15 protein-coding genes and 1 pseudogene are annotated in these 24457 nt (G+C 70.9%); 9 read left to right on the forward strand and 7 right to left on the reverse strand.

Annotated elements, in window-relative coordinates; translation table 11 throughout:
• Positions 1-10 precede the first annotated feature (10 nt).
• Positions 11-880, forward strand: coding sequence for a carbon-nitrogen hydrolase family protein (locus tag ABVB68_RS07560; RefSeq protein ID WP_353600099.1), 870 nt, complete (start codon positions 11-13; stop codon positions 878-880).
• A 55-nt stretch (positions 881-935) separates the two neighbouring features.
• Positions 936-2327, forward strand: a complete 1392-nt coding sequence (locus ABVB68_RS07565) for an APC family permease (RefSeq protein WP_353600100.1) — start codon at positions 936-938, stop codon at positions 2325-2327.
• A gap of 11 nt (positions 2328-2338) precedes the next feature.
• Here the strand turns inward: ABVB68_RS07565 and ABVB68_RS07570 are convergent.
• Positions 2339-2827, reverse strand: a pseudogene (locus tag ABVB68_RS07570) (chitinase); the annotation flags it as partial.
• Positions 2828-3159: 332 nt separating this feature from the next.
• Here ABVB68_RS07570 and ABVB68_RS07575 point away from each other — a divergent pair.
• A complete protein-coding gene (locus ABVB68_RS07575; RefSeq protein WP_353600101.1) occupies positions 3160-3354 on the forward strand; it encodes an antitoxin in 195 nt (64 codons plus the stop codon).
• 258 nt (positions 3355-3612) lie between these two features.
• Here the strand turns inward: ABVB68_RS07575 and atzF are convergent, their stop codons facing one another.
• Genes atzF through ABVB68_RS07595 form a run of 4 tightly spaced genes read right to left on the reverse strand, consistent with a single transcriptional unit; the run spans position 3613 to position 10287 of the window.
• On the reverse strand, positions 3613-5301 hold the full coding sequence (atzF, locus tag ABVB68_RS07580; protein ID WP_353600102.1) for an allophanate hydrolase: 1689 nt from the start codon (positions 5299-5301) through the stop codon (positions 3613-3615).
• On the reverse strand, positions 5298-8885 hold the full coding sequence (uca, locus tag ABVB68_RS07585) for an urea carboxylase (protein ID WP_353600103.1): 3588 nt from the start codon (positions 8883-8885) through the stop codon (positions 5298-5300). Before uca ends, atzF begins: the two co-directional genes overlap by 4 nt.
• 5 nt (positions 8886-8890) lie before the next feature.
• Positions 8891-9529 carry an urea amidolyase associated protein UAAP2 gene (locus ABVB68_RS07590; RefSeq protein ID WP_353600104.1) on the reverse strand — a complete coding sequence of 213 codons (639 nt, stop codon included), beginning with the start codon at positions 9527-9529 and terminating at the stop codon, positions 8891-8893.
• Positions 9526-10287 (reverse strand): urea amidolyase associated protein UAAP1, encoded by a 762-nt coding sequence (locus tag ABVB68_RS07595; protein WP_353600105.1) that lies wholly within the window; start codon positions 10285-10287, stop codon positions 9526-9528. The genes ABVB68_RS07590 and ABVB68_RS07595 overlap by 4 nt, the downstream gene beginning before the upstream one ends.
• 242 nt (positions 10288-10529) lie before the next feature.
• On the opposite strand from ABVB68_RS07595, the gene ABVB68_RS07600 reads away from it, so the two are divergent.
• Positions 10530-11216, forward strand: a complete 687-nt coding sequence (locus ABVB68_RS07600; RefSeq protein WP_353600106.1) for a TetR/AcrR family transcriptional regulator — start codon at positions 10530-10532, stop codon at positions 11214-11216.
• Positions 11217-11241: 25 nt separating this feature from the next.
• Here the strand turns inward: ABVB68_RS07600 and ABVB68_RS07605 are convergent, their stop codons facing one another.
• Positions 11242-12810 carry an amino acid permease gene (locus ABVB68_RS07605; RefSeq protein ID WP_353600107.1) on the reverse strand — a complete coding sequence of 523 codons (1569 nt, stop codon included), beginning with the start codon at positions 12808-12810 and terminating at the stop codon, positions 11242-11244.
• A gap of 838 nt (positions 12811-13648) precedes the next feature.
• Here ABVB68_RS07605 and ABVB68_RS07610 point away from each other — a divergent pair.
• Positions 13649-13903: a hypothetical protein gene (locus ABVB68_RS07610; RefSeq protein ID WP_353600108.1), complete on the forward strand. Its 255-nt coding sequence runs from the start codon at positions 13649-13651 to the stop codon at positions 13901-13903.
• Between the two features lie 295 nt (positions 13904-14198).
• On the forward strand, positions 14199-16211 hold the full coding sequence (locus tag ABVB68_RS07615) for an N-6 DNA methylase (RefSeq protein WP_353600109.1): 2013 nt from the start codon (positions 14199-14201) through the stop codon (positions 16209-16211).
• 57 nt (positions 16212-16268) lie between these two features.
• Here ABVB68_RS07615 and ABVB68_RS07620 read toward each other — a convergent pair whose 3' ends face one another.
• Entirely contained in the window at positions 16269-17774 is a 1506-nt protein-coding gene (locus tag ABVB68_RS07620; protein WP_353600110.1) for a serine/threonine-protein kinase, read from the reverse strand.
• A gap of 145 nt (positions 17775-17919) precedes the next feature.
• Between ABVB68_RS07620 and ABVB68_RS07625 the strand changes: the two genes are divergently transcribed.
• Genes ABVB68_RS07625 through ABVB68_RS07635 form a run of 3 tightly spaced genes read left to right on the forward strand, consistent with a single transcriptional unit; the run spans position 17920 to position 24402 of the window.
• Positions 17920-19581 carry a PD-(D/E)XK nuclease family protein gene (locus tag ABVB68_RS07625; RefSeq protein WP_353600111.1) on the forward strand — a complete coding sequence of 554 codons (1662 nt, stop codon included), beginning with the start codon at positions 17920-17922 and terminating at the stop codon, positions 19579-19581.
• Complete coding sequence (locus ABVB68_RS07630) at positions 19578-20729, forward strand: pPIWI_RE_Y domain-containing protein (RefSeq protein ID WP_353600112.1); 1152 nt, start codon at positions 19578-19580, stop codon at positions 20727-20729. The genes ABVB68_RS07625 and ABVB68_RS07630 overlap by 4 nt, the downstream gene beginning before the upstream one ends.
• On the forward strand, positions 20722-24402 hold the full coding sequence (locus ABVB68_RS07635; RefSeq protein WP_353600113.1) for a pPIWI_RE_Z domain-containing protein: 3681 nt from the start codon (positions 20722-20724) through the stop codon (positions 24400-24402). Before ABVB68_RS07630 ends, ABVB68_RS07635 begins: the two co-directional genes overlap by 8 nt.
• The last annotated feature ends 55 nt before the right edge of the window (positions 24403-24457 follow it).

A 24457-nucleotide genomic window follows, 5' to 3' on the forward strand; every position in this document is an offset into this window, starting at 1 on the left:
TTTCACGTTCATGTCCCGCCCCCTGCCCCTGGCGCTCGCCCAGCTCCCCCCGCGGCTCGCTCATACGCCGTTCGCCGGTTTCGCGGCCGAGGCGGAGAGCATCCTGGCCCGCTTCCCGCACACCCGGATGTCGGTCTTCCCCGAGCTGCACCTGTGCGGCGTCGACGCTCCCGGCGATCAGGCGCACGAGCAGCTGCGGGAGATCGCCGAGCCCCTGGACGGCCCTCGGGTCAAGGAACTGGCCGCGCTGGCCGGAGACCTGGGCATCTGGCTGCTGCCGGGCTCGGTGTGCGAGCGCGGACCGGCCGGGGAGCTGTTCAACACCGCCCTGGCCTTCTCCCCGCAGGGGCGTCTGGCGGCCTGGTATCGCAAGGTGTTCCCCTGGCGGCCGAGCGAGCCCTACGATCCCGGCGACCGGTTCGTGGTCTTCGACGTCCCTGAGGCGGGGCGGATCGGCTTCGCCATCTGCTACGACGCCTGGTTCCCGGAGGCCGCCCGCCACCTGGCCTGGCAGGGCGCCGAGGTCATCGTCAACCCCGTGATGACGACGACCGCCGACCGCGCGCAGGAGGTCGTCCTGGCCCGCGCCAACGCCATCGTCAACCAGGTGCACGTGGTCAGCGTGAACACCGCGGGCCCCATGGGCAGCGGCCACAGCCTGGTCGTCGACCCCGAGGGCCGGATCCGGGCCGAGGCGCCCGGCGACGGCAGCACCATCCTCACCGACGTGATCGACCTGGACGACGTGACCCGCGTCCGGACGTACGGCACCGCAGGCGTGAACCGCATGTGGGACCAGTTCACGGATACCGACGCCCCCATCGAGCTGCCGCTGTACGGCGGCCGCATCGACCCGCGCACCTGGCGTCCGGGAGCCTGACACCTCCGCTCCCACCCCTTTTCCGTCCCCGCCCGTACGTCCCCGGAGCCCCTCCATGGCCAACGACGCCCCCGGTGCGCCCGCACTCGCGCGCACCCTCACCCTCAGAGCCGTCGTCCTGTTCGGTCTCGCCTACATGACCCCGCTGATCGTGCTGGGCACCTTCGGCGTGGTCGCCGCCAGTACCGGCGGCGCGGTCCCGACGGCGTACCTGCTGGCCCTGGTCGCGATGCTGTTCACGGCCCACAGCTACGGAAAGATGGCCGCCGCGTATCCCGTCGCCGGCTCCGCCTACACCTACGTCCGCAAAGCGATCGACGGGCGGCTCGGCTTCCTCGTCGGCTGGGCGACCCTGCTCGACTACTTCTTCCTGCCGATGGTCATCTGGCTGATCGGCGGCGCCTACCTCCAGGCGCGGTTCCCCGGTGTGCCGCACTGGATCTGGATCATCGGCTTTGTCGCCGTCACCACCGCGCTGAACATCCGGGGCATCAAGACCGCCGAGCGCGTCAACGACCTGCTCATGGTCTTCCAGGTGCTGGTCATCGGCATCTTCGTCGTCCTCTCGGTGCGCCACGTCTGCCACACGGGTGGCGCCGGTGCGCTGGTGAGCGCCACACCCTTCGCCAACGGCGCGACGACCGTCGCCGGGATCTCGGCGGGCGCCGCCATCGCCGCGTACTCCTTCCTCGGCTTCGACGCGGTCACGACGCTGACGGAAGAGACGGTCGACCCGAAGCGCACCATGCCGCGCGCGATCCTGCTCACCGCGCTGATCGGCGGCGGCATCTTCGTCCTGGTCGCCTTTACCACCCAACTCGCCCATCCCGGCAGCGTCTTCGACGACCCCAGCTCCGCCGCCTTCGAGATCGCGAAGACCATCGGCGGCGACCTGTTCTCCTCGGTGTTCCTGGCCGGGCTCGTGGTCGCGCAGTTCGCCTCCGGCATCGCCGCGCAGGCGAGCACCTCACGCCTGCTGTACGCGATGGGCCGCGACGGCGCCCTGCCGCGCAGGGTCTTCGCCCGCCTCCACGAGCGCTACCGCACCCCCGCGCTCAACATCCTGCTGACCGGCGCGGTCGGCCTGATCGCCCTGCGCCTGGACGTGGCCGCCTCGACGTCCTTCATCAACTTCGGCGCGTTCACCGCTTTCACCTTCGTCAACGTCTCCGTGCTGGCCACGTACGTGCGGCGCCGCCGCGCCGGTGAGGCCCTGAACCCGCTGTCGTACGTCGCCGCCCCCGCGATCGGCGCGGTCGTGGACCTCTACCTGCTGTACCACCTCGACGGCAGGGCACTCACCCTGGGCCTGATCTGGCTCGGCCTCGGCGCGGTGTACCTGGCCTACCTGACCCGGATGTTCCGCGTCCCGCCGCCGGAGATGTCGTTCACGGAGACCGCATCGGAAGACGTCCGGGGCGCCGGATCCCTTCAGAGCACGAAGTGACCGGTGCCTGATCAGCAGTACAGGTTGCCGCCGGGGCTGACGCCGAGAATCGACGCGAACCGCTGGTAGGCGTCCACGCGGCTCTGCACCTGGGCGGGGTTCCTGCCGTCGCACTCCAGGGAACCGTTGATGGAACGGATGGTCTGTCCGAAACCGGCCTGGTTCACCATGGCGTCGTGCGGGGTCATGGTGCCGGGGCCGGACTGGGCGTTCCAGTACCACAGGCCGGTCTTCCAGGCGACGGAGGCGTCGTTCTGCACCAGCCAGGGATTGTCCAGCAGGTCGATGCCCAGGACGTCGCCGGCGGCCTTGTAGTTGAAGTTCCAGCTGAGCTGGATGGGGCCGCGACCGTAGTAGGCGGCCTGGCCGGCCGGGCAGCCCTACGACCGGCTCCAGTCGCAGTAGGTGGGGTAGTTGGCGGTGTTCCGCTCGACGACGTACACCAACCCGCCGGTCTCATGGCTGACGTTGGCGAGGAAGGCAGCGGCCTCCTGCTTCTTACCAGACGCGTCAAGTGGTGAACGGTGGCGAGGGCAGGGGATCGGCCAATCGAACGGGTCGCGAAGAGGTCACGCAGTACCGTGCGTGACTCCGTCGTCAAAGGCGCCGGCGCTCTGTTCCCCGTGCCTGTGAACTCCCGTGGTCTCGCGTTCAGTTGTTGGCGGCGGGCGCAACTGCGCGGCGTGCCGGCCGCCCTTGCCGACGCGCCGATCGCCACACTTGAGGTGCGTCCGCTGCCCGACGGCGAGCCTGTCGAGATCGGCACGCTTCGAACCGGTTGCCGCGGGTACTCCCAGCCGGGTACGACACACGTATCGCCGGGAGGTACCTCATGGGCAAGCTGGGAGACATTGCGAACAAGGCCAAGGAGATGGCGAAGGGCCACCCGGACCAGGCCGACAAGGGTGTCGACCGTGTCGAGCGGATGATCGACGAGCGTACGGGGGACAAGTACGACGCGCAGACCGACAAGGCCGCCGACGCGGTGCGTCGCTCCTACGGCGGCGGTGAAGCGACGGACCGCTGAACCCGCGGCACCCGGAACCGGGTCCCGGCGTCGATCGCCGGGGCCCGGTGCGGTAGAGCTCGGCCTGCTGGTGCGCGAAGGTGATCACCAAGGGCTTCCTCCGCCCCGCCCCCGCCCGACCTTGACTCGCAGAAGCAGGCAGGGAGCAGATGAATCGGGAGTTTCTCCGTGCTTCGTACCGTGTTCGAGTCCAAGACCTAGCATTTGGGTGTTCGTGCAGGCCAGAGCCCCATCGGCTCGCCCCCGGTCAGCAAAAGGTCAGCGTGTGTCGCGGCAGCCGCTCGGCTCGGGCCGGGGGAGACCGGCCACGTACGCGCGCCAGCTGCCGTATGGAGTGATGTCACGGGCGCCTTCGACGGCCTGTGGCTCGCAGAGGAAGCCGGTCACGAAGCTTCCGTCCGCGAGTTCCACGCTGCCGAGCGTCATCGGGCGGGGCAGCGCGGCGAGGAGTGCGCCCAGTCCCTCGGCGGGAAGTTGCCACACCTCCGCCTCGATCGCGTTCCCGCCTTCGCCGACCCGGACCAGCCCCGGCTTCGGCGGGAGGGTGTCCAGCGCGAACAGCCGGTAGGCGGCCGCGGTCGTGGTCGTACGCACCAGCCGTCCTCCCACGGCGAGCAACTGCCCGTTCAGGGGCTGCCCCGACAGGTGCGCACCCATCACCACGAGCCGCAGCGGCGGGGAGGTGAGCAGCCCGGCGATGCGGGCGAGCCGCTCGTCCGTGAAGGCCGGGCCGATCAGCATGACACCGAACGGCAGCCCGTTCACGGTGCCCGCGGGAACCGCCACCGCCGCCAGGTCGAAGAGGTTGGTGGAGTTGGTGAAGCGGCCGAGCCGGGCGTTGACGCCCAGCGGGTCGGCTTCGACCTCGGTGATGGTCGGGTGGCCCGGTGCGGTCGGCAGGAGCAGTGCGTCGGCGTCGCCGAGGGAGGCCAGGGCGCGGGCGCGCAGGCCTGCCAGCCTCTGCTGGTCCGCGTACAGATGGTGGGCCGGGATGTCCCTGGCCCGCGAGATGATTCCGGCAACGGTCGGGTCGAGGTCGGGCGAGCCTTCGTGCGCGTCGACGAAGGCGCCCACGGCGGTGTAGCGCTCGGCGACGAACGCGCCCTCGTACAGCATCACGGCCGCCTCGGTGAACGGTGCGAGGTCGACGGGCAGGATCTCGGCGCCCGCGTCGGCGAGCCGCCGCGCCGCGGTGTCGAACGCCTCGGTCCAGCCACTGTCCAGCCGGCCCAGCTGGCCGGGTTCCGGGACGGCGATCCGCCACGGCCCGGGACGGCGGGGGGCCGGAGCCGACGGTGCGCGCCCGGGCGGCGCCGTCATGAGGGACAGCGCCCTCTCGGCCTCCGGGAGTGTACGCGCGAAGACCGTGACACAGTCGAGCGAGGCGCAGGCGGGGACGACGCCCTCGGTCGGGACCAGCCCGATGGTCGGCTTGAGACCGACGATGCCGTTGAAGGCCGCCGGTACCCGGCCCGAGCCCGCGGTGTCCGTGCCGAGCGCGATGTCGGCGATGCCGAGCGCGACGGCGACCGCGGAACCGGACGAGGAACCGCCGGACACGCGCTCCGGGTCGACGGCGCCCCGGACCGCTCCGTACGGGCTGCGGGTGCCGACCAGACCGGTCGCGAACTGGTCGAGGTTCGTGGTGCCGAGGACCACGGCGCCCGCCGCCTTCAGGCGGGCCACCGCCGAGGCGTCGGCGTCCGGCTTGTAGGCGTAGGCGGGACAGCCGGCGGTGGTCGGCAGTCCGGCCACGTCGATGTTGCCCTTGACGGCGACCACCGTCCTGGCCAGCGGCAGCCGCTCACCGGCGGCCGTCCTCGCGTCGACCGCGGCGGCGTCCGCCTCGGTCTCGGCCTGCGGGCGCAGGCCGATCCACACCTCCGGCCGGTTCACCTGCGCGATGCGCGTGTAGGCGGCTCGGACCCGTTCCACCGCCGTGATCACGCGGCTGCCTCCATGTTCTCGACGGGAGCGAGGACGACGAGCGCGGCACCGGCCTCGACCTGACTGCCCGGCCGGGCCAGGATCCGCGCGACGATGCCGTCGGCGGGGGCCGGGACCCGGGACTCCATTTTCATCGCTTCGAGCGCGAGCAGCGGCTGCCCGGCCGACACGCGGTCGCCCACGGCGACTGCGACCTTCCAGACGGATGCCGTGAACTCGGCCTCGACCAGGTGGCCGCCGAAGGGGACCTCGATGTCGGTGGCCGGCGGGGCGACCTCGGCGGCCGCGTCGGCGCGGGCGAACTCGCCCGCCGCCACCCAGGCGTCGCGTTCCGCGCGGAACGCGACGCCCTGCCGGGCGCGGAACTCGGCGATCGACTCGGCATTGTCGGCGAGAAACCGCTGGTACGCGGCGAGCGAGAAGGAACCCTCCTCGATCCTCGGCACGAACCGGCCGGAGGTGATGTCCGCGCGCAGCTCCAGGAGTTCGTCCGCGTCGACCGGGTACCACCTGATCCGGTCGAAGAAGCGCAGCAGCCAAGGACTGCCCGGTTCGAAGGCGCCGCGCTGCTGCCAACCCGACCACACCTGTGTGGTGCGGCCGACGAACTGGTAGCCGCCGGGGCCCTCCATGCCGTAGACGCACAGGTACGCGCCGCCGATGCCGACCGAGTTCTCCGCGGTCCAGGTGCGGGCCGGGTTGTACTTGGTCGTGACCAGCCGGTGCCGCGGGTCCAGCGGCGTGGCGACCGGCGCGCCCAGGTACACGTCTCCCAGACCCATGACCAGGTATTCGGCGGCGAACACGGTGCGGTACACGTCGTCGACGCTCTCCATGCCGTTGACGCGGCGGATGAACTCGATGTTCCAGGGGCACCACGGGGCGTCGTTGCGTACGCCCGCCATGTAGCGGGCGATGGCCTCGCGGGTCGCCGGGTCGTCCCAGGACAGCGGCAGATGGACGATCCGGCTGGGTACCACCAGCGCGTCGGAGGCAGGGAGTCCCTCCTCCGTACGCCGGGCGATCTCGAGGAGCTTCTCCTGCGGCAGGACGCCGGGGTCCGTCCGCACCTGGAGGGAGCGGATGCCCGGGGTCAGGTCGACGACGCCGTCGAGCCGCTGCCCGGCCAGTGCCTCCGCGAGCGCGTGGATCCGCATGCGCAGCGCCAGGTCCAGCTGCATCGGTCCGTACTCGATGAGGAGGTTGTCGTCGCCGCTGCGCCGGTACGTGACCGACGGGCGGTCCTCGGTCCGGTCCGAGCGGGCGAGGACGCCGCCGTCGACGACGGCCTCCCGGTCGGCGCGCGGGGCCGCGACCGGGTCCCGCCGCAGGCGGGCGGCGGCCTCGGTGGTCACCGGGACGAAGCGGACCGTGTCGCCGGGGCGGAGCTGGCCGAGTTTCCAGCGCTGCCCGGTCACGATCGTCGCGGGGCAGACGAAGCCGCCCAGGGAGGGCCCGTCGGGGCCGAGCAGGACGGGCATGTCGCCGGTGTAGTCGACGGCGCCGACGGAGTAGGGCGTGTCGTGGATGTTGGACGGGTGCAGGCCCGCCTCGCCGCCGTCCGTACGCGCCCATCGCGGTCTGGGGCCGACGAGGCGTACACCGGTGCGCGCCGAGTTGAAGTGCACCTTCCAGTCCGCGGCGTAGAAGTCGCGGATGTCGTCGTCGGTGAAGAACTCGGGGGCGGCGTGCGGGCCTTCGACCACGCCGATACGCCACTCGCCACCGAAGGACGGGCGTCGGCCGAGGGACACGACCGAGGTTTCCCGGCGCTGCTCGCCGCCGTGCAGGACGTCGCCCGCGCGCAGGGCGCGGCCGCCGTGCCCGCCGAACCGGCCGAGGGTGAAGGTGGCCGCACTGCCCAGGAACTCCGGTACGTCCAGGCCGCCGGCGAACAGCACGTAGGTGCGCAGGCCGGGTCCGTCGGGCGCGCCGACGGCCAGGGTCTGCCCGGCCTCGACGGTGACCGGCTCCCACTGGGGTACGGCGACGCCGTCGATCGTCACTTGGGCGGGAGCGCCGGTCACGCAGACCGTGGTCGGGTGGGTGAAGCGGACCGCGGGACCCTGGAGGGTGCACTCCAGGCCGGGCGTGCCCTCGGCGTTGCCGAGCGCGGTGTTGCCGAGCCGGAAGGAGAGATCGTCCATCGGTCCGCACGGGGGGACGCCGACCTGCCAGTGGCCGGTGCGTCCGGGCCAGTCCTGCACGGTGGTCAGGGTCCCCGGCGTGACGATCTCGATGCGCGGCGTCGGGTCGCCGATCGTGGCGAGCGAGGCGGTGGAGTGGGCCGCCTGGCGTACGCCGGCGTCCCGGAGCGCGGCGCGCACCAGGCCGAGGTTGGTCTCGATGCCGTCGAGTCGGGTCGTGGCGAGCGCGGCGTCCAGCTTGTCGAGCGCCTCGGCGCGGTCGCCGCCGTGCGCGACGACCTTGGCGAGCATCGGGTCGTAGGAGGTGGTGATCTCGGTGCCGGTCTCCACCCAGGTGTCGACGCGGACGCCCTCGGGGAAGGCGACGCGGGTCAGCAGGCCCGCGCTCGGCCGGTGGTCGCGGGAAGGGTCCTCGGCGTAGATACGGGCCTCGACGGCGTGGCCCTTCGGCGCCGGAGGCACGGTGACGACCGTCGTGTCGCCCTGCGCGAGGCGCAGCATCCACTCCACGAGGTCGACTCCGTAGATCTCCTCGGTGACGGGGTGTTCGACCTGGAGGCGGGTGTTGACCTCGAGGAAGTAGGCCTTCTCGTGGTCGGCGTCGTACACGAACTCGACCGTGCCGGCGGAGCGGTAGTTCACGGACGCGCAGAGGTCCCGGGCCGAGGCGGCCAGTTGCTCACGTACCGCGTCCGGGAGGCCCGGGGCCGGGGCCTCCTCCAGGACCTTCTGGTTGCGGCGCTGGAGCGAGCAGTCGCGGTCGCCGAGGGTGACGACGCGGCCCTCGCCGTCGCCGAAGACCTGTACCTCGACGTGGCGGGCGCGCTCGACGAGCCGTTCCAGGAAGACGCCGGCGGAGGAGAAGGAGGCGGCGGCCACGCGCTGCACCCGCTCCCAGGCGTCTTCGAGGGCGTCGGCGCCGTGGCACGCCTGCATGCCGATACCGCCGCCCCCGCCGGTCGCCTTGAGCATCACCGGGTAGCCGATCTCCCCGGCCGCCGCGAGGGCCGCCGTCACGGAGGGCAGCAGACCGGTGCCGGGCGCGAGCGGGACGCCCGCCGCCTGCGCCGCGGCGCGCGCCGTGTGCTTGGCACCGAACAGCTCCAGTTGCCCGGGGGTGGGGCCGACGAAGACCAGTCCCTCTTCGGCGCAGCGGCGGGCGAAGCCGGCGTCCTCGGACAGGAAGCCGTAGCCGGGGTGGACGGCCCCGGCTCCGGTGTCCTCGGCTGCCTTCAGGATCAGGGAGGCGTCGAGGTAGGAGTCCTTGGCAGGGGCCGGGCCGAGCCGTACGGCCTCGTCGGCCAGCCGGACGTGCTCGGCCCCGCGGTCCGGGTCGGAGTAGACCGCGACGGTGCGCAGGCCGAGCCTGCGGGCGGTGCGGATGATGCGCGACGCGATCTCACCACGGTTGGCGACCAGCAGCGTGTCGAACGTCATGGGCTTCAGCTCTCCTCCGGCTCGGTGATCGTCACCTGCAGGGCGCTCGGGTCGAATCCGTTGCAGGGGTTGTTGATCTGCGGGCAGTTGGACAGCAGCGCGATGACGTCCGTCTCGGCGCGCAGCACGACCTTCAGGCCCGGCGCCGAGATGCCGTCGACGATGCCGAGGGTGCCGTCGCTCTCGACGGGTACGTTCATGTACCAGTTGATGTTGGACACCAGGTCGCGCTTGCCGAGACCGTGCTTGCCGCCCTCGCTGAGGAAGTTGTCCACACAGGCGTGCTGCGACCAGGTGTGGTGCCCGTAGCGGAGCGTGTTGGACTCCTTGGAGCAGGCGCCGCCGACGGTGTCGTGCCGCCCGCAGGTGTCCTCGACGACGGTCATCAGCGGGGTGTGCTCGTTGGACAGCAGTACCGAGCCGGTGGTCAGGAAGATGTTGCCCTGGGCCTGGACGGTGTCGGGGGCGCTGTAGCGCACGGAGGTGTCGTGAGCGTCGTAGACGAGGAAGTCCGCGGCCTGGTTGCCGTGCAGGTCCGTGATGGTCAGCAGTCGGCCCTTGCGGACGACGGCGGACCATGCGGCGCGGGCGGGGACGGTCTGGTCCAGGACGACGTGGTGTGTGTGAGCGGATGAGGCGGTCATGCGATCCCCCTGGCGTCGAGGTGGTCGGCGGTGTTGAGGAAGGCGCGACGGCCTTCGGGGGTGGCGTCCCACAGGACGTCGCCGGGTGCCGTCGGCCTGGCCCGGTAGGCGACGACCTCAAGGTGTCCGCGGACGTACGCGGGCCGCGGGTCCAGCGGGTGCGGGACGTTGGCGATCAGCACCGTCAGCGGTTGCTCGGCGCGCAGCGTGACGGACGCGCCGGCGCCTGCGGAGCCGGTGAACCCGGTGGTGCCGTCCTCGGCGATCCGTACGCCCTGGAAGAAGGAGACGGACGGCGGGATGTCCCGCGGGCGCAGGCCGTTCTTGAGGGCGGCGAGCTTGAACAGTTCGCGCCCGGCCGGGGAGGCCGAATGCGGGGCCCCGTCCCCGTACCGCTCGGTGTTGCGGGCGAGGGTGGAGGTGCCGGTGAGGGCGTCGTGCCGGCCGGAGGTGTCCTTCGTGACGGAGGCGAGCACCCGGCCCTGGTCCGACAGGAGGAGGTGTCCCTCGCCGAGGTACGCGTTCCAGAACACCTTGACCGTGTCGGCCGTGTTGAGCCGCTCCCAGGGGCGGTCGGCGCTGTACAGCAGGACGTGCGCGCACGCGTCGCCCGTGAGGTCGGTCAGGCGCAGCTCGGTGCCGCGGGAGAGGACCTTGTGGGTGTAGTTGCCGCCCGCCACGGTCTCCGCCCACACGAGGTCGCCGGCGGCGATGCCCTCGGGGGGCGCCGGCCAGCCGCTGGCGGGGAGTACGGGCATGGTGCCGCACGTCGTGCCGTCCTGGGCGCGAGCATGGTCGCGGGCCCCATGGGCCGACGCTGTCGCTGAAGTTGAAGCTGTCGCCACGGCTGAACCTCCGACTCGACGCTATTTCTGTCGTGTGACAGAAATTAGGCGCCGGGCGAGTCACGGCCATTGCGCGTGTGTTTCGGTGTGGTGGCCGGAACCTCACTCCGGCAGCTCGGCCCCGGGAGCCCGCCGGCCTGTGCGAGGATCACGGGGTGAGTCCACCCGCCGGGAGAAGAGTCGGCCGCCCGCGCGCCCAGGAGCGTCCCGCCAGCGGGGTGGAGCCGCGCGAAGAGGTTCTGGCCGCCGCGGCCGAGCTGTTCACCACGCACGGCTACACCGCGACGTCCACCCGGGCGGTCGCCGAACGGGCCGGACTGCGGCAGGCGTCCCTCTACCACTACTTCGACGGCAAACAGGCGATCCTCGCGGCACTGCTCGAAGGGACCGTCCGCCCCTCGCTGGAGGTCGCGCGGGAACTGGTGGCCTGCTCCGGGGCAGCCGCCGAGGCGCGCCTGTGGGCGCTGTGTCACTCCGACGTCATGCTGCTGTGCCGTGGCCCGCACAACCTCGGGGCCCTTTACCTCCTGCCCGAGGTGCAGACGGAACACTTCGCCGTCTTCCATCAGGTCCGGGCCGAACTGAAGGCGTCCTACGGGGAGTTGCTGATGGGTACGGAGCGGGGCGCGGCGCTCGGCCCCCAGGAGCGCGCACTCCGCACGGACCTCCTGCTCGGCCTCACCGAAAGCGTCATCCTCATCCGGCGTGCCGACCCCGCCCGCGACCCGGCGGCCCTCGCGGTGGCGACGGCCGACGCGGCACTGCGGATCGCGGGCGTGCCGGAGCGTTCCCTCGCACCGCTGCGCCGCGAGGGGCGGCAGCTCCTCGCGGCGCAGCGGTGACGACGCGCCCGGGACGCGTACCCGCTCAGATGCCCATGGCCTCGGCCGGTTCCCCGCGGACCGGCTTTCGCGCCGCGGAGGCGGCCCCTCCGAGACGGATGTAGACCGCACCGGCGGCGACCGCGGCGCCGACGAACAGGACCGTGAACCACTGGAAGTACCAGTGGCCTCCCGCGGGGTCGTACACCTCGGGGCGCGGCCAGGAGAGATTGACCGTCATGAACAGCCCGTAGACGACGGCGAGCGTGTTGACGGGGAGGCCCCAGCGGCCGAGCGAGAAGAGTGGCCTGCCCAGCTCGTCACGGTCGCCGCGGTCCGTCGCCGGCCACTGCCCCCTCAGCCGCCGGACCAGCATCGGCGCGGTCACCCCGGCGTACGCGAGATACAGCATGGCGATGCACGTGGTGCCGATGGCCAGGAACGCCTCCGGGGAGGCGAGGTTGAGGAGCGTGAGCGCCGCGGCCAGGACGCCCACCACCAGGGCCGGGACGAAGGGCATGCCCGTGCGCGGCGAGACCTTCGCCAGCCGTGCGGAGAAGGGCAGCACCCCGTCACGCGCCATCGAGAACAGCATCCGGCTTCCGGCGGTCTGGATGGCGAGTGTGGCCACGGCGACGGCCACCGCCACGTCCGCGAGGAGCACCTTGCCCACGCCGTCGCCCAGGCTGCTGGTGAGGACGTAGCTCAGTCCCTCGGTGGCGAGGCGGCCGTCGGAGAGGCTGGGTGCGGCGAGCAGGCCGGCGAGCAGCAGCAGGCCGCCCAGGACGCCCGCCGCGGCGAGGGCGCTGAGAATGGTGCGCGGAGCGGTGCGCCGCGGGTTGCGGGTCTCCTCGCTCATCTCGCCCGCGCTGTCGAAGCCGATGAGGACGTAGGCCGCGGTGAACGAGCCCACCAGCAGCGCCGTGACCGTACCGCCCTGGCCACCGGTCCTCAGCGTCACGCCGGCACCGTGCTCCACGTGGGTGAACAGCAGCACGATGATGAGGACCGCGCCGATGATCTCGGCCGTGACGCCGATCCGGTTGACGGCCGACATGACGCGGTTGTCGAGTACGTTCACGACCGTGGTCAGCACCAGCAGCACGAGAGCCAGAAGAGCGGCGTTGGCCGCCCCGGTCGCCGTGGTGGGCGCCGGGTCGCCGCCGGCGAGCTGGAAACCGGACCAGATCGGGGGCAGCACGACCTGCAGTGCGAGCGCCGCGGCGGCGACCACGACCACCTGGCCGATCACCATGATCCACCCCGTGAACCAGCCGAGAACCGGGCTGCTCAGACGGGTGGACCACTGATAGACCGCCCCGGAGATGGGGTAGCGGGCGGCGAGTTCGGCGAAGCAGGCGGCGACGAGCAGCTGGCCGGCGAACACGGCGGGCCAGGTCCACAGGAACGACGGCCCGCCGAAGGAGTAGCCGAAGGCGAAGAACTGGAAGACCGTGGTCAGGACGGAGATGAAGGAGAACCCGGCGGCGAAGGACGCGTAGCGCCCCATCTGCCGCCGCAGCTCCTGGCGGTACCCGAAAGTGGCGAGCGTGCCGTCGTCCGTGTCGTCGGCGGACGGAGGGGGCGGCGGTGCGGGATCGGTGGTCACGGTCATGACGGTCCCCTGTCGCGGAGGCGTGTTCCTGTGGAGTTCCTGTCGTGCGACAGAAATTAGGAACGCCCCGTTTCTGCTCCATGTCCCGGCCGTGTCCGCCCCGTTAGGGACTCCTCTCCCCGGCGGCGCACCCGTCGGACGCGATGGGGGCTCTCCGGACCGCCGGCCGCGTGATGGCCGCCCGCTGCCGGCCGGCATCGCGGGCACGGCAGGGCGGGTGGGCATCGCGGGCACGGCAGAACGGGTGGGCATCGCGGGCATGGCAGAACGGGTGGGCATTGCGGGCGGGGTGAGTGCGTCGAGCTGGGGGAAGAGCGCGGCTGACGCAAGGTCAGGCAAGTCGGCATCCGGTCGGTGTCGGTTCCCGAACATCCTGAAAAGGCTGTCCGAACGGGCACCTGGTCGGGGGGCGTCGCAACAGCCTGGTTCGCACGGAAATACAGGCGGCGAACCCTGCCGTCCGAACGAGGCGATGTTCCTCACAACCATCGACTCCGACGCGTGCCGGTGTAGAGTAGAGACCGCCTTTGACCTGCACAAAGCAGGCAGGGAGCCGTCTTCCAGGAGTCCAAAGTGCTGCGTACTCTGTTCAAGTCCAAGATCTAGCGTTTGGGTGTTCCTGCAGGTCATAGGTGTGATGGCCCCGCTCGGGTCAGCAAACGGTCAGCATCGGGCGCGGTAGCGTCCCAGCTTGCTGACCTGGTGGCGCCCATGACGGGGGAACCTGGGCACGGGTGTCTAGCTCCCGCTTGGGAGGTTCGCTGCGTGACTCGACAGCTCGGCTGCGGCATGCGTCCTGAGCGAGTGGGCTGCGTTCGGGGCCGAAGCGGCGTGCCTTATGGATGCCGATTGCCCCTCTGGCCGCTACCGCGACCTCGCCCGCCCCGGTGTCCTTCTCGCCCACTACGCCGGCGCCATGGGCTTCGGCTTCGGCACCGTCGTTATTTCGGACACCAACACCGAACCCGCAGCCGACACCGCGGCGGCCCTCCGTGTGACCTGCTGCGTCAAGATCACCCGCGCTCGTGAGCGGGGCCGGTCCCGGGTCGGCAGGGCAACCGGTTGCTGCGCCGCATGGAGGCTGCGCGGGTAGGCCATGATGCGCTAGGCGCCCACTGAGTGAGATGTCCGAGGGAAGCGTCGGCGGTGCCAGACCAGTACGTACGGTCAGGGCGCCCCGTAGCAACCATGCCGCCGCCTCCCAGGCCGGCAGGCTTCATAGCCCGCGAGGGTGCCGCTGCCGGTTGAGCGGCGACGGCGAAGGTCCGCTGATGACGTCTCGTCGTAAGCCCGGTAACGTGAACTCAGTCAACGGACTGCCGAAACCAAGTGCCGTGACGTACCGGTGCCCGGTGATATTGAGACACCCATGAGACGGGGAGGATGCCATGGTCCAGCGCGAAGAACCGGTGACCGTGACGCTGGCCGGCATCGCCCGACTCGCCGGGGTGGGACGCGCCGCCGTCAGCAACTGGCGTCGGCGACATGACGACTTCCCGCCTCCGGTGGCAGGTACGGACGCCAGTCCACAGTTCTCCCTCGAGTCGGTCGAGGAGTGGCTGACCAGGCATGGAAAGGGTGATGCCGTAGCCAGTGGCTGGGAGCGCTTGTGGCCTCGCATCGAAGACCTGGGTGACCGGGACCGCATGGGACTCCTCATTGCGCGTGTGGGTATGCAATTGACCAAGGGGGGCGCGGCGCCGACGGCCTCCGCAGCAACAGACACGAAGGCCCCGGAACAAGCGCTGGTAGAGGAAGCCCTTCGCCTGGCGCGAAAGGACGCCGAGAGCGGGAAGGCAGGATTTCTCTTCCTCCTGGGGCGCTGGCTCGGTACCCACGTGAGGCAGATCGCCACGACTCCGGCTCCTCTCACCGATGTCATGACGGAAATCGCACAGGCGGCGCTGGCCAGGAAACCAGTAGGTTCTGTCGTCGACCCTGCGTGCGGCACCGGAGGGCTGCTCGTTGCAGCGGCTCGCAGGTGGGCGGATCACGGCGGTCTTGATCTGGTCGGACACGATCGTGACCCTGTTCTCGCGAGCCTGGCCGGTGCCTGGTTGGCCTTGGAGGCCCCAGGCGTCCGGCGCGAGGTCCTGACGGCCGACACTCTGCGCGATGATCCTCTTCCTCAGGCTGACGCGGACCTGGTTCTGTGCAACCCGCCCTTCAATGAGCGGGACTGGGGGCACAGCGAACTTGCCACGGACCGCCGTTGGCAGTTCGGGCAGCCGCCTCGTACCGAGCCAGAACTGGCCTGGGTCCAGCACATTCTTTCCCTGCTGGGGCCGGACGGCCTGGCCGTCGTACTGCTGCCACCGGCTGTCGCCTCGCGTCGCGCCGGGCGCCGCATCCGGGCCGGACTCGTCCGCGCGGGTGTGGTGCGTATGGTGGTGGCGCTGCCGGTCGGCGCGGCCCAGCCTTACGGCGTAGGACTGCACCTCTGGCTGCTGCGCTCACCGTCGGGCGAGCACTCCGCATCCTCCGTCTCATTCGTGGATACGGCCGATTGCCGTCACACCCCTGCGACGGGACGCGGTCAAGCCGTGGACTGGGACGCCGTGCGCCAGCGGATCCTGGCCGGACTCGAAGAGGACGCCGCTGAAGGGACAGCCGCCGTCCCCCTGCTGGACCTGCTCGGTGATGAGACCGATCTGACGCCCGCCCGGCACGTGCCTGCCACAGCGGCGGCCACTGCTGTGGACGTGCGTCGGTCATGGGCGGACTTCGACGCCGCGCTGCTGGCGTTGCGTGACAGCAGTCGGGCACTCCGTGTGCTCACTGCAGGGCGTGAGCCGGGTGACCGCCTCGATGTGAGCGTCGCTGAACTCGAGCAGACGGGTGCGGTCACATTGGCCGCCGGAACGTCCTTGCCTGCCAGCTTCCTGCAGCGCGGCCCACGGCCGGATGAAGCGGTACCGGCTCTGACCTCGTTGCTCATGGGCGAGGCTCACGCGGGGCAGCAGTGGATGACTCCCGAGGACGTGGAACGTCTTCACCGGGAAGGGAAGCTCACGATCACTGCATTCGGTGACGTGGTGGTCGTGGGAGCCGTACAGGGATACGACGCCTGGGTGGAGACCAAGGCGCCGACGGTACTCGGACCCCACCTGCACCGACTGCGCGTAGACCCCGAACGGCTCGACCCGTTCTTCCTGGCGGCGTGCCTGCGGGTGCGTTCGAACGCGCGGCGCGCGGGTACACACGCGTCGGCGTCCTCCCGCATCGACGTACGACGGCTGCGAGCACTGCGTTTGCCGTTGGAAGAGCAGCGACGCTTTGGTGATATTCATCGCCAACTCGTCGAGTTCCAGCACGCCGCCGCGGCAATCGGTTCGGTGAGTGAGGCTCTGGGAGATGTTCTCGCCGGGCTTTTGGCGAGCGGCGGGCTGGCCGACGGATGATCACTTGGTGAGGAACGACTCGGGACATCGGTCGAGGCCGCCTGACAGCGCTGCCGGTCAGGCGTCTGGCAGCCTCTTGAGCAACGTCTCGACAACTTCCGCGTGCCCCCACTCGGCCAGTTCCTGGCCCACCTCTCGGCAGCGGCGCACGACTCGGTCGGGCACCTCCTGCGAAAGTGCGCTCGCCTCCAGAACGACACGTTTCCAAGCGAACAGAGCGCCGTGGGCGCCTTCCTCTTCCGGTACGGCGCACTCGGCCGCTCCTACCCGCGCCTCCAGAACCAGGAAGTACTCCGCCGTTCCTGAGGCGGCTCCCGCCAGTTCACGCGCGACCGCGCGGTAGCGGGTGCCGGCGCCGGGCCAGTCACCCGACAGGCGGGCGGCGTCGGCACAGAGCAGCAGCGCCCGCAGTACCTCCGGGTCATGTCCTCCCCACTGGTTCCGGGCGTCCGGCAGGCATCGCACGAGCCGCTGCGCGTACGTTCCAGGTCCGCGCTCGGTCAGTTCGATCTCCGTCTGCACGATCAGGGACCGCAGACCGGCCCGGGTCGGCCCGTTCGCGGACGGACGGCGCACTGTAGGCCGACGGTGGCCGATGCCGACCGCCTGACGGGCTGGGGTGTCGGCTGTTCCGGTCGTCGCGGTGGTTCCGGCCCTGAACGGTGCGGTGGGGTCCGGCACCAGAACCGGATGAGGTGCCGGGGCACCAGGCCCCGGCAGGAGCGGCTGCAGGGCTGATTGCGCGTCGGCGGCGGTCGGACGTGCGGCGGGGTCCTTGTCCAGCATGCGTGCGACAAGGTCGACGAGGTCGCTCGAGAGTCCGTCGACAAAGGTGTCCAGGCGCGGGGCGGGAGTCTCGCAGTGGTGCCGCTCGATCATGTGGTCGGGACTGCTCATCACGAACACATGCTCCCCTGTGACCAGCCGGAACAGGGTGCAGCCGACGCCGTAGACGTCGGCGGCCGGACCGGGGTTGCGCTCGCCGAGGATGATCTCCGGGGCCTTGTAGCCGATGCTGCCGGGAGTCCGGCCCTCGGTGTGCCGGGTCGCGTCGGGGTCGGTCGGAAGAGCGATGCCGAAGTCGACCAGATGCACGGCGCCGTCGTCGGCTAGGACGATGTTGTGCGGTTTGACGTCGCGGTGGATGACACCAGCGGCGTGCACACGAGTCAGGATGCGGAGTACCTGAACGATGACCGCGACGGAGGCGGTCAGTGTCGGGCGATGGACCACGAGGAAGTCACGGAGATCCTTTCCCTCGATGAACTCCGTGACGAGGTAGGGCCTTCCGCAGGCGAAGTCGTAGTCCACGAGACGGGGAACACCCTGCCCACCCAGTCTTTCGTGCATGGCGCGCTCGCGTTCGAACCGCTTCAAGTCGTTCGCACTGGGTCGTACGCCGCCATGGCCGAACGGATCTTCCCAGACTGCGCGCGCCAGGAACTTCACGGCGACGGTCCGCCCGGTCGTGGGGTCCAGAGCCCGGTACACGCTTCCCATCCCGCCGCTTCGCGGCCCGCCCGAGATCTCGAATCTCCCGGCGAACATCCGCCCGGACTCCATCGTCCTGGTCCTCCCTCTCGGTCAACCACATCCCGACACAACGATAGTGGCGACACGTCAGTTCGCATCAAGTCGCTTGACTGTGTTCACAGATTAGGTCACTCTGGCGGGCGTTCTGCTCGCTGAGGCGCAAGGAGGCGCTCTCGTGACTGTTCTGGGGAAACCGCCGGGCGTGGACGGCGACGGCGCCTTGATCCGGATCGGTCCTCCGCTGCTGCGCGACGAGGCCGATGCCTGTCCCGAGGGCCGTGCGCTTCGGGCCCGCCCGCTGCTCGTTCAGCAGCCGGGGCGCTCCCTCCGCAAGCCGGTCGAGGACTTCGTGTTCAAGCCGGTGGACCGCCTGCTCGATGCCGTGGAGCACGAGGGCAGGACCTTCGGTGAGGCGTCCGCGAACCGCTGGTTCATCCGTGGTTGTTCAGCCGCACACGCGGAATGGGCGCTGGAAGCGGCCCGGATCTTCCTCGCTGCGCGCGAAAGGGAGCAGTCGGCGCGCATTGCCTCCGGACACCCGGCCACCCATGCCGTGCGACCGCGCTGGGTGGGCGGAAGGAAACTGAGCACCCTCGACGGGCGTGGCGTCGACCAGTACGAACGCACGGCTTGGGGGAGGCAGTACGAGTCCGGGGACGGAACGGTCCGAGAGCTCTGGATCCCGTCCCTCGGACGGGTGAACGCGGACCGCGCCCTTCCGGAAGTGGTCGCCGCCGCGCACGTTCTTGCCTCCGGAGTTCCGGCACGAACGCCGTACATGCAGCGCTCCGAACCGCTCACGCCTCCGCAGTCGCAACCGTGCAGGGTGCGCGTTCTCGGTGTCGGGCTGGGAGACGGTTCCACCGCCGTGCTCGGCGACTGGGACGTTGAGGAAACCCAGCGATCGTTCGACCTGCACGTGCGTGGCCTGATGTCCAAGGTGACCGATGGCCGCGGCCGGCGTCCCGGCTCGGACTGCGTCCGCTGCGAGGCACTCGCCGGCTGCCGGACCGTCCCTCGTACCCCCGGTCTGCTGGGCGTGCGGACTCCGGCCCGCCCCCGCAAGCGGCGCAGCGTCTCCGTGTCCGACCTGCGGGCGTACCAGGACTGCCCGGCCAGGTACCACCTGACCAGGGTGCTCAAGCTGCGTGACGGCCGGACGGAGAGCGAGGCGATCCGTCGTGGCCGTGCGGTGGATGCCTGGCTCAACGAGTGCCATGGTGCCAGGCCGTGGGTGCCCTGCCGGGAGATCCCGTTGCCCGACACCTTGCCGGGTCTCGATGGCACCGAACTGCCCGCTGCGCGCGCCATGATCCGCGCGCACAGAGGCCTGTGCCCCCTGGACGGTCTGCCCGGTACGGAGCGGGTCGAGCCGCAGCGCCGCGTCGCCGTGTACGACGAGCAGGCGGATGCCGTCGTCATCGCCGCGTGCGATGTGGTGTACACGGACGACGGCGGCGTGGTGATCCGTGAGACGAAGACCGCCGCACACCGCTTCACAGAGCGGCGGCACCTCGTGGAGACGTTCCCCCAACTGGCACTGGCAGTACTGCTGCTGGCGTCAGGCGTACTGGGCGGCGACCCCCGCCGCTCTCGCGTCGAGCTGGAAGTGCTGCGCCCGGACGGATCACGTCTTGAGGAACTGGACCCCTTCGACGGCCTCACCCTCGACCAGTCCCGCCAGGTCGTCACCGACCTCGCCGTCGGCTGGGCGGCCGACGAGACCTACGCCGCCGAACCCGCCCCGGACTTCGACTGCTCCGCCTGTGAGGCGGTGCGCTGGTGTTCCGTGGGGCGCTCCCGTCGCGACGCGGACACCACGGGGGAGGCCCCGTGAGCACCGACGAACACGGTGCCGTACCGGACGCGGACTGGGCGGCTCACGACGGTGTACCGCTGCTGCGGACGCTCGCCACGGCGTTGCTCGTCCTGGAGGCGCAGACCGGCCTGGAATCCTTCACCCTCCCCTACCCCGCCGAGGCGCAGCGAGCGCTGGACCGTACGGTGCTGGCCTGTCTTCTGCACGGCGCCCGCCCGCCCGCCGGGCTCACGGAACTCGTCGATCGCTGCCGGACGGTACCGCTCGAGGACTGGCCACTGACTCTTCCCGCCGACATGGTGGAACCTGGGGACCGTCTGCTCGACGAGATCTCGGGCAGGCCCACCGAGCTGTGCCACGAGTGGGCCGGCCGAAGCCCCGACTCGGCGGCGGTCCTCCGGGACCGCGAAGTCGTCCTCGCAGCCCTCCGCCTGTGCCGTGAGTACGGGGAGGAGGACGCGTACACCGCCTTCCGCGGGCTGCTCGTGCACCGCCCCGTCCTCACTGCTGCCGAGATGTACGAGGCGACCGGCGACATGGTGCTGGAACCCGTGCACGAACTCATCCGGCGCGTCTACAAACCTGTGCCGGAGTCCTACCTGCGGGACGGCGCCTATGTTTCCTGCGGGCGGTGCCTCACCCTGCTCACGCCGCTCGGGGCGAATGAGTGGTGGTGCGAGCGGGACCGCTGCCGCCGTCAGGGGCCGCCACCCCCGGGCCGCCGGATCACCTGCGACAGCACCGGCACGGTCAGCCAACTGGAGCGGCCACTACGGCAGTTCGTCACCGGCCCAGGGCGGGCCGAGGCCGATCTGGAGCGCGAGCTGCTGGCGCTGGGGCTGCAGGTGCGGATGTGGCCCGGCTACGACGCCTACGACCTCCAAGTGGTCTTCCCCGACGGCTGGCGCTGGGCCGTCGATGTGAAGGACTGGGCTCACCCGACGTTCCTCGGTCGCTCGGCCCGCCCCGTACCGCAGGATCCGCCCTACGACGAGGCGTTCTGGGCGGTGCCGGTGCACCGAGTGGCGGCCCGTCCCGGTTATGTCGCGGCCTTCGAGCGGGCCCGGCCCGCGAGCGCCGGTGACCTGCCGTTGCTGACCGATGTCGAACTCGTGACCCGTGCGAAGGGGCGACTGCGCACAGGTAAGGGAGGCCGCCGTGCGTGACCGTGAGAGCTGGCACCGATCGGTGAGCCGCGAGCTGGCCCTGGCGTGGAATGGGCTGCCTGCCGGACTCGACGGCGTGAAACCCGCCCACGTGTGCCAGGTCGAACTGGCACTGCGCCTCCTGCAGCGCCTCGCTCCGCAGGAGTCGGCCGAGGGCGCCTACACATTGCTCGGCGGCTACCCCTTCGCCCGTGCCGCCGGCCTCGCGCGCACCCCCGAGCACGACACGATGCTCACCGCAGCCCGCCATGTGCTGTGGACACTCCGACGCGGACGCGCCTGGCACCAAGCCCTCGACGCCTACCGCCTGGTTCCCCGGCGACTGCGCGCCTACGACGTTCCGGCTCCGCGAGAGCGGAGCGCCCCCCGGCCGCTGTTGCCGACCGTTGCGACCGGTCGCATCGCCGTCTACGACCAGGCCCTGGCCGCAGTGCCCGACTTCGTCCGCAGGCCGCTTCCGCTGGCGCCGGCCGGCCGCAGCAGTTTCCGGGAGATGCGCCGGACGACTTCGGTCACGATCCCCGAGGCGCTCGTCCTGGAGCGCCCTCCTGGACACGACTTGTCCGTCGGGCGGGCAGGTGGTTCCACACCGCTCACCGTCATGCGGCATGAACTCCTCACCACGGCCCGGTGGATGGACCGTGCCGAGCGGGATGCGGGCGTCGAGCGGCCGGGGAACTGGGAGGCGCGCATGGCGGAGGTGCGGATCGCGCCGCGGGACGAGGACGGGCGCGGCTTCACCGACGGCGACGTGCTACGGCTGGACGGCACGCTGCATCTGGCGGGCATGGTGGGAGCCGGCAAGAGCACGCTGATGACGCTGGTCGCCGTGTGGGCCGCCCGGCAGGAAACCCCTCTGCGCACCACCATCGTCGTGGGGGACGCAGCCGAACAGCTTCGCCTGTGCGAGCTGTTCACCGATCTCGGCCTGTCCGCCGTACCGCTGCTCGGGGCCAGCACACGCGAGACACATGTGCAGCGCCTCCACCGCCGGCTTGCCTCCCGCGGCCTGGACAACCTCCTCGACCACGACGCGCAGGGCTTCGACGAGCTGAGTACGGCGTGCGTGGTGGACGCGCTCCGGGGGACCGAGGCGGCCACGCCGTTGCGCTACGCCGACGCACCGTGCACGACCCTGTATCCGGGACACAAGTCTCCGGAGCTAAGTGGTGGGCAGGCCTCTCGAGAAAACGATCCCCTGCCCGCCGTCTGGCAGCCGGGGACGTCCCGCACCGATGAGAGCACGCCCGCCGACCAGGAACCGAAGGGCTCCGCCCATGGCTGCCCCATCTGGGCCGAGTGCCCGCGCCACCGATCGGCGCGCGCGCAGGTCGACGCTCTGATCTGGGTGGCCAACCCGGCGAGCCTGGTGCAGAGCGCGGTCCCTTCCCATCTCAACGACGAGCGGCTGCGCCAGCTGGAGCTGGCCTGCATCCGCAGCGACATCGTCTTCGTCGACGAGGCCGACTCCGTGCAGATGAGATTCGACGAGCTTTTCGCCCCGTCGGCCACCCTCGTCCAACCAGGTCTCGAGTCCTGGCTCGATCGTCTGCACACGCACAAGATCGAGGAACTTTCCCGTCTGGGGCGACTTCCCCTGACTGACCGTCAGGTCGAGCAGTGGAACGCCGCGCTGGCAGTGGTCACCATCGCCGCCGACCGGCTGTACCGGCTGCTGATTTCCGACGAACCGCTGAGGGACTGGGTCGACACCGAGTACTTCAGCCCGTGGGCCCTTCAGGAGAAGCTCCTCACCAACTGGTTCGACGAAGTACCGGGACCCGACGCCTTCTGCCCCGCGGACGATCTGGAAGCGGTGGCGGACGAACAGGAGCTGTACGAGGGCTACGACGACACCGCCGGCGAGGAACCCGACAGTGCACCCACCACACCCCGCGACCCGCGCCGGGACGAACTGGCCGCGCTGCTCGACGCCTTCCGCGACGACCCGCTCGGCGGCCGCGGGCGGCGCGGCACGCTCACCGACACCATGGTCGACACCGCCCAGGACCTGTTGTACGGCCTGTCCGCCCCGCGCACCAGGGACCGGGTCCGCGGACTTCTCGGCGAGATGCTGCAACGGACACCGGTCGTGGACGGCGGCCGGGCACAGGACGGGGAGGCGCACGAGAAATGGCTGGACCTGACCTGCCGACGCGTGGAGTTCACCCTGCTCCTGTCCGCGCTGCACCAGCGCCTGGACCGCCTCACCCACCTGTGGCCGCACGTGGAGGCAGCGCTGCGCCTCGGCGCCCAGGGCAAGGAGCTGGCCCGCCGCGCCCCCCTGGACTACGCGCCGTTGATCCCGGAGGCCCCCATGGGCAACGTCCTCGGCTTCCAGTACCTCCCCGACGACCGGGAGCGTGACGAGATCGGGCGTACCAGCGGCACCCTGCGCTTCTTCCGCTGTGCCGGCGTCGGACGCGAACTGCTGCTCTCCCTCACGGAGCTGGGCGCTGACCACGAGGCCGGTCGCCCCGGGCCCCACGTCGTGCTCATGTCGGGCACCAGCTGGGCCGGCGAGTCCACCCGCGCCCATGTCCTCGCCCCGGTGGGAGCAGTTCTGAAACCGTCCGCCCGGTCACTCGAAGCGGTGGCACGCACCCGTTTCGACACCCACTTCCTCTACGACGACGAGGGCAGGCCGATGAGCCTGTCCGGGACCGCCCCCAAGGCCCGCACCACCCAGGCACGCGCGATCGCCGCCAAGTTGGGCCGCCCCGGTCCCGGCGGCTGCGACAGCCCACTCGACCTCGAACTGGCCAAAGTCGTCGACGACCACCGCAAGCGGGCGCTGCTGCTGGTGGGCAGCTACCGGGAGGCCTACGCCGTCGCCGACACCCTGGACGCCGAGGAGCGGTGGCAGGGCCGGGTGCGGGTGCTCGTACCGGACGACGCCGATCTCGACCAGGCCCTGCACGGAACGGGGTTCGCCGAGGGCGGGACCGGTTCGTCCACCCTGCGCCGCGGTGATCTCGCCCTGTTCGCCGAGGACCCGGCCGCGGAAGTGCTGGTCGCTCCACTGCTGGCCGTCGAACGCGGTCACAACATCCTCAACGTCCAGCGCACCGCTGCCTTCGGCACCGCGCTCTTCCTCGCCCGCCCGCATCCCAGGCCCGACGAGCTGTCCCTGTCGGTCTTCGCCGTCAACGACTGGATCAGCCGCTTCGTCCGCGACCGGCCGCGCGCCGACGATCTACCAGGCCCCGCCACCTTCAGCGAACTGGTCACCAAGGCCGCCACCCTGGACCAGGCCGGCCGGGATCTGAGGTTCGCGGGCCGCCAGGAGTGGCGTCGGCTGCTGTCGCGCCGCTACATCTACTCCCGGCTGTCTCCCTGGGAGAAACGCGCGTTCGCCTGGGACCAGCTAGTCACCATGTGGCAGGTCATCGGTCGCCTCGTGCGCGGTGGGGTGCCCGCCAGGGTCGTGTTCGTCGATGCGGCCTTCGCACCCCGGCTCGCGAGGTCCCTCGCCCCGGCGGCTTCGGGCGCGGCCGTCCCGGCGGCCGACGGTCTGCTGCGGGCGCTGCGGGCGGTTCTGTCGCCGTACTTCGCCGCCGACGCCGATCCGGACGCTTTTCCTGACCCGGCCGACCCGGCGCTGGCCCGGCTGCTCTACCAGCCCTTTCACGACGCCCTGCTGACCCTCGGCCATCACCGCGCTGTCCGCTGATGCGGGTTACCGAGGCCCGCCCGTCACGCCGCATCCCTCCGGAGGAAGCTCCACC

The organism is Streptomyces sp. NPDC096012 (assembly GCF_040426375.1).
In the GTDB taxonomy this organism is placed as follows: Bacteria; Actinomycetota; Actinomycetes; order Streptomycetales; family Streptomycetaceae; genus Streptomyces.

Coding starts and splice junctions, on each gene's coding strand:
- ABVB68_RS07590 (WP_353600104.1), bottom strand. CDS start 9,529: ATGACCGCCTCATCCGCTCACACACACCACGTCGTCCTGGACCAGACC.
- ABVB68_RS07595 (WP_353600105.1), bottom strand. CDS start 10,287: ATGCCCGTACTCCCCGCCAGCGGCTGGCCGGCGCCCCCCGAGGGCATC.
- ABVB68_RS07560 (WP_353600099.1), top strand. CDS start 11: ATGTCCCGCCCCCTGCCCCTGGCGCTCGCCCAGCTCCCCCCGCGGCTC.
- ABVB68_RS07610 (WP_353600108.1), top strand. CDS start 13,649: ATGGATGCCGATTGCCCCTCTGGCCGCTACCGCGACCTCGCCCGCCCC.
- ABVB68_RS07565 (WP_353600100.1), top strand. CDS start 936: ATGGCCAACGACGCCCCCGGTGCGCCCGCACTCGCGCGCACCCTCACC.
- ABVB68_RS07615 (WP_353600109.1), top strand. CDS start 14,199: ATGGTCCAGCGCGAAGAACCGGTGACCGTGACGCTGGCCGGCATCGCC.
- ABVB68_RS07605 (WP_353600107.1), bottom strand. CDS start 12,810: ATGACCGTGACCACCGATCCCGCACCGCCGCCCCCTCCGTCCGCCGAC.
- ABVB68_RS07575 (WP_353600101.1), top strand. CDS start 3,160: ATGGGCAAGCTGGGAGACATTGCGAACAAGGCCAAGGAGATGGCGAAG.
- ABVB68_RS07620 (WP_353600110.1), bottom strand. CDS start 17,774: ATGGAGTCCGGGCGGATGTTCGCCGGGAGATTCGAGATCTCGGGCGGG.
- uca (WP_353600103.1), bottom strand. CDS start 8,885: ATGACGTTCGACACGCTGCTGGTCGCCAACCGTGGTGAGATCGCGTCG.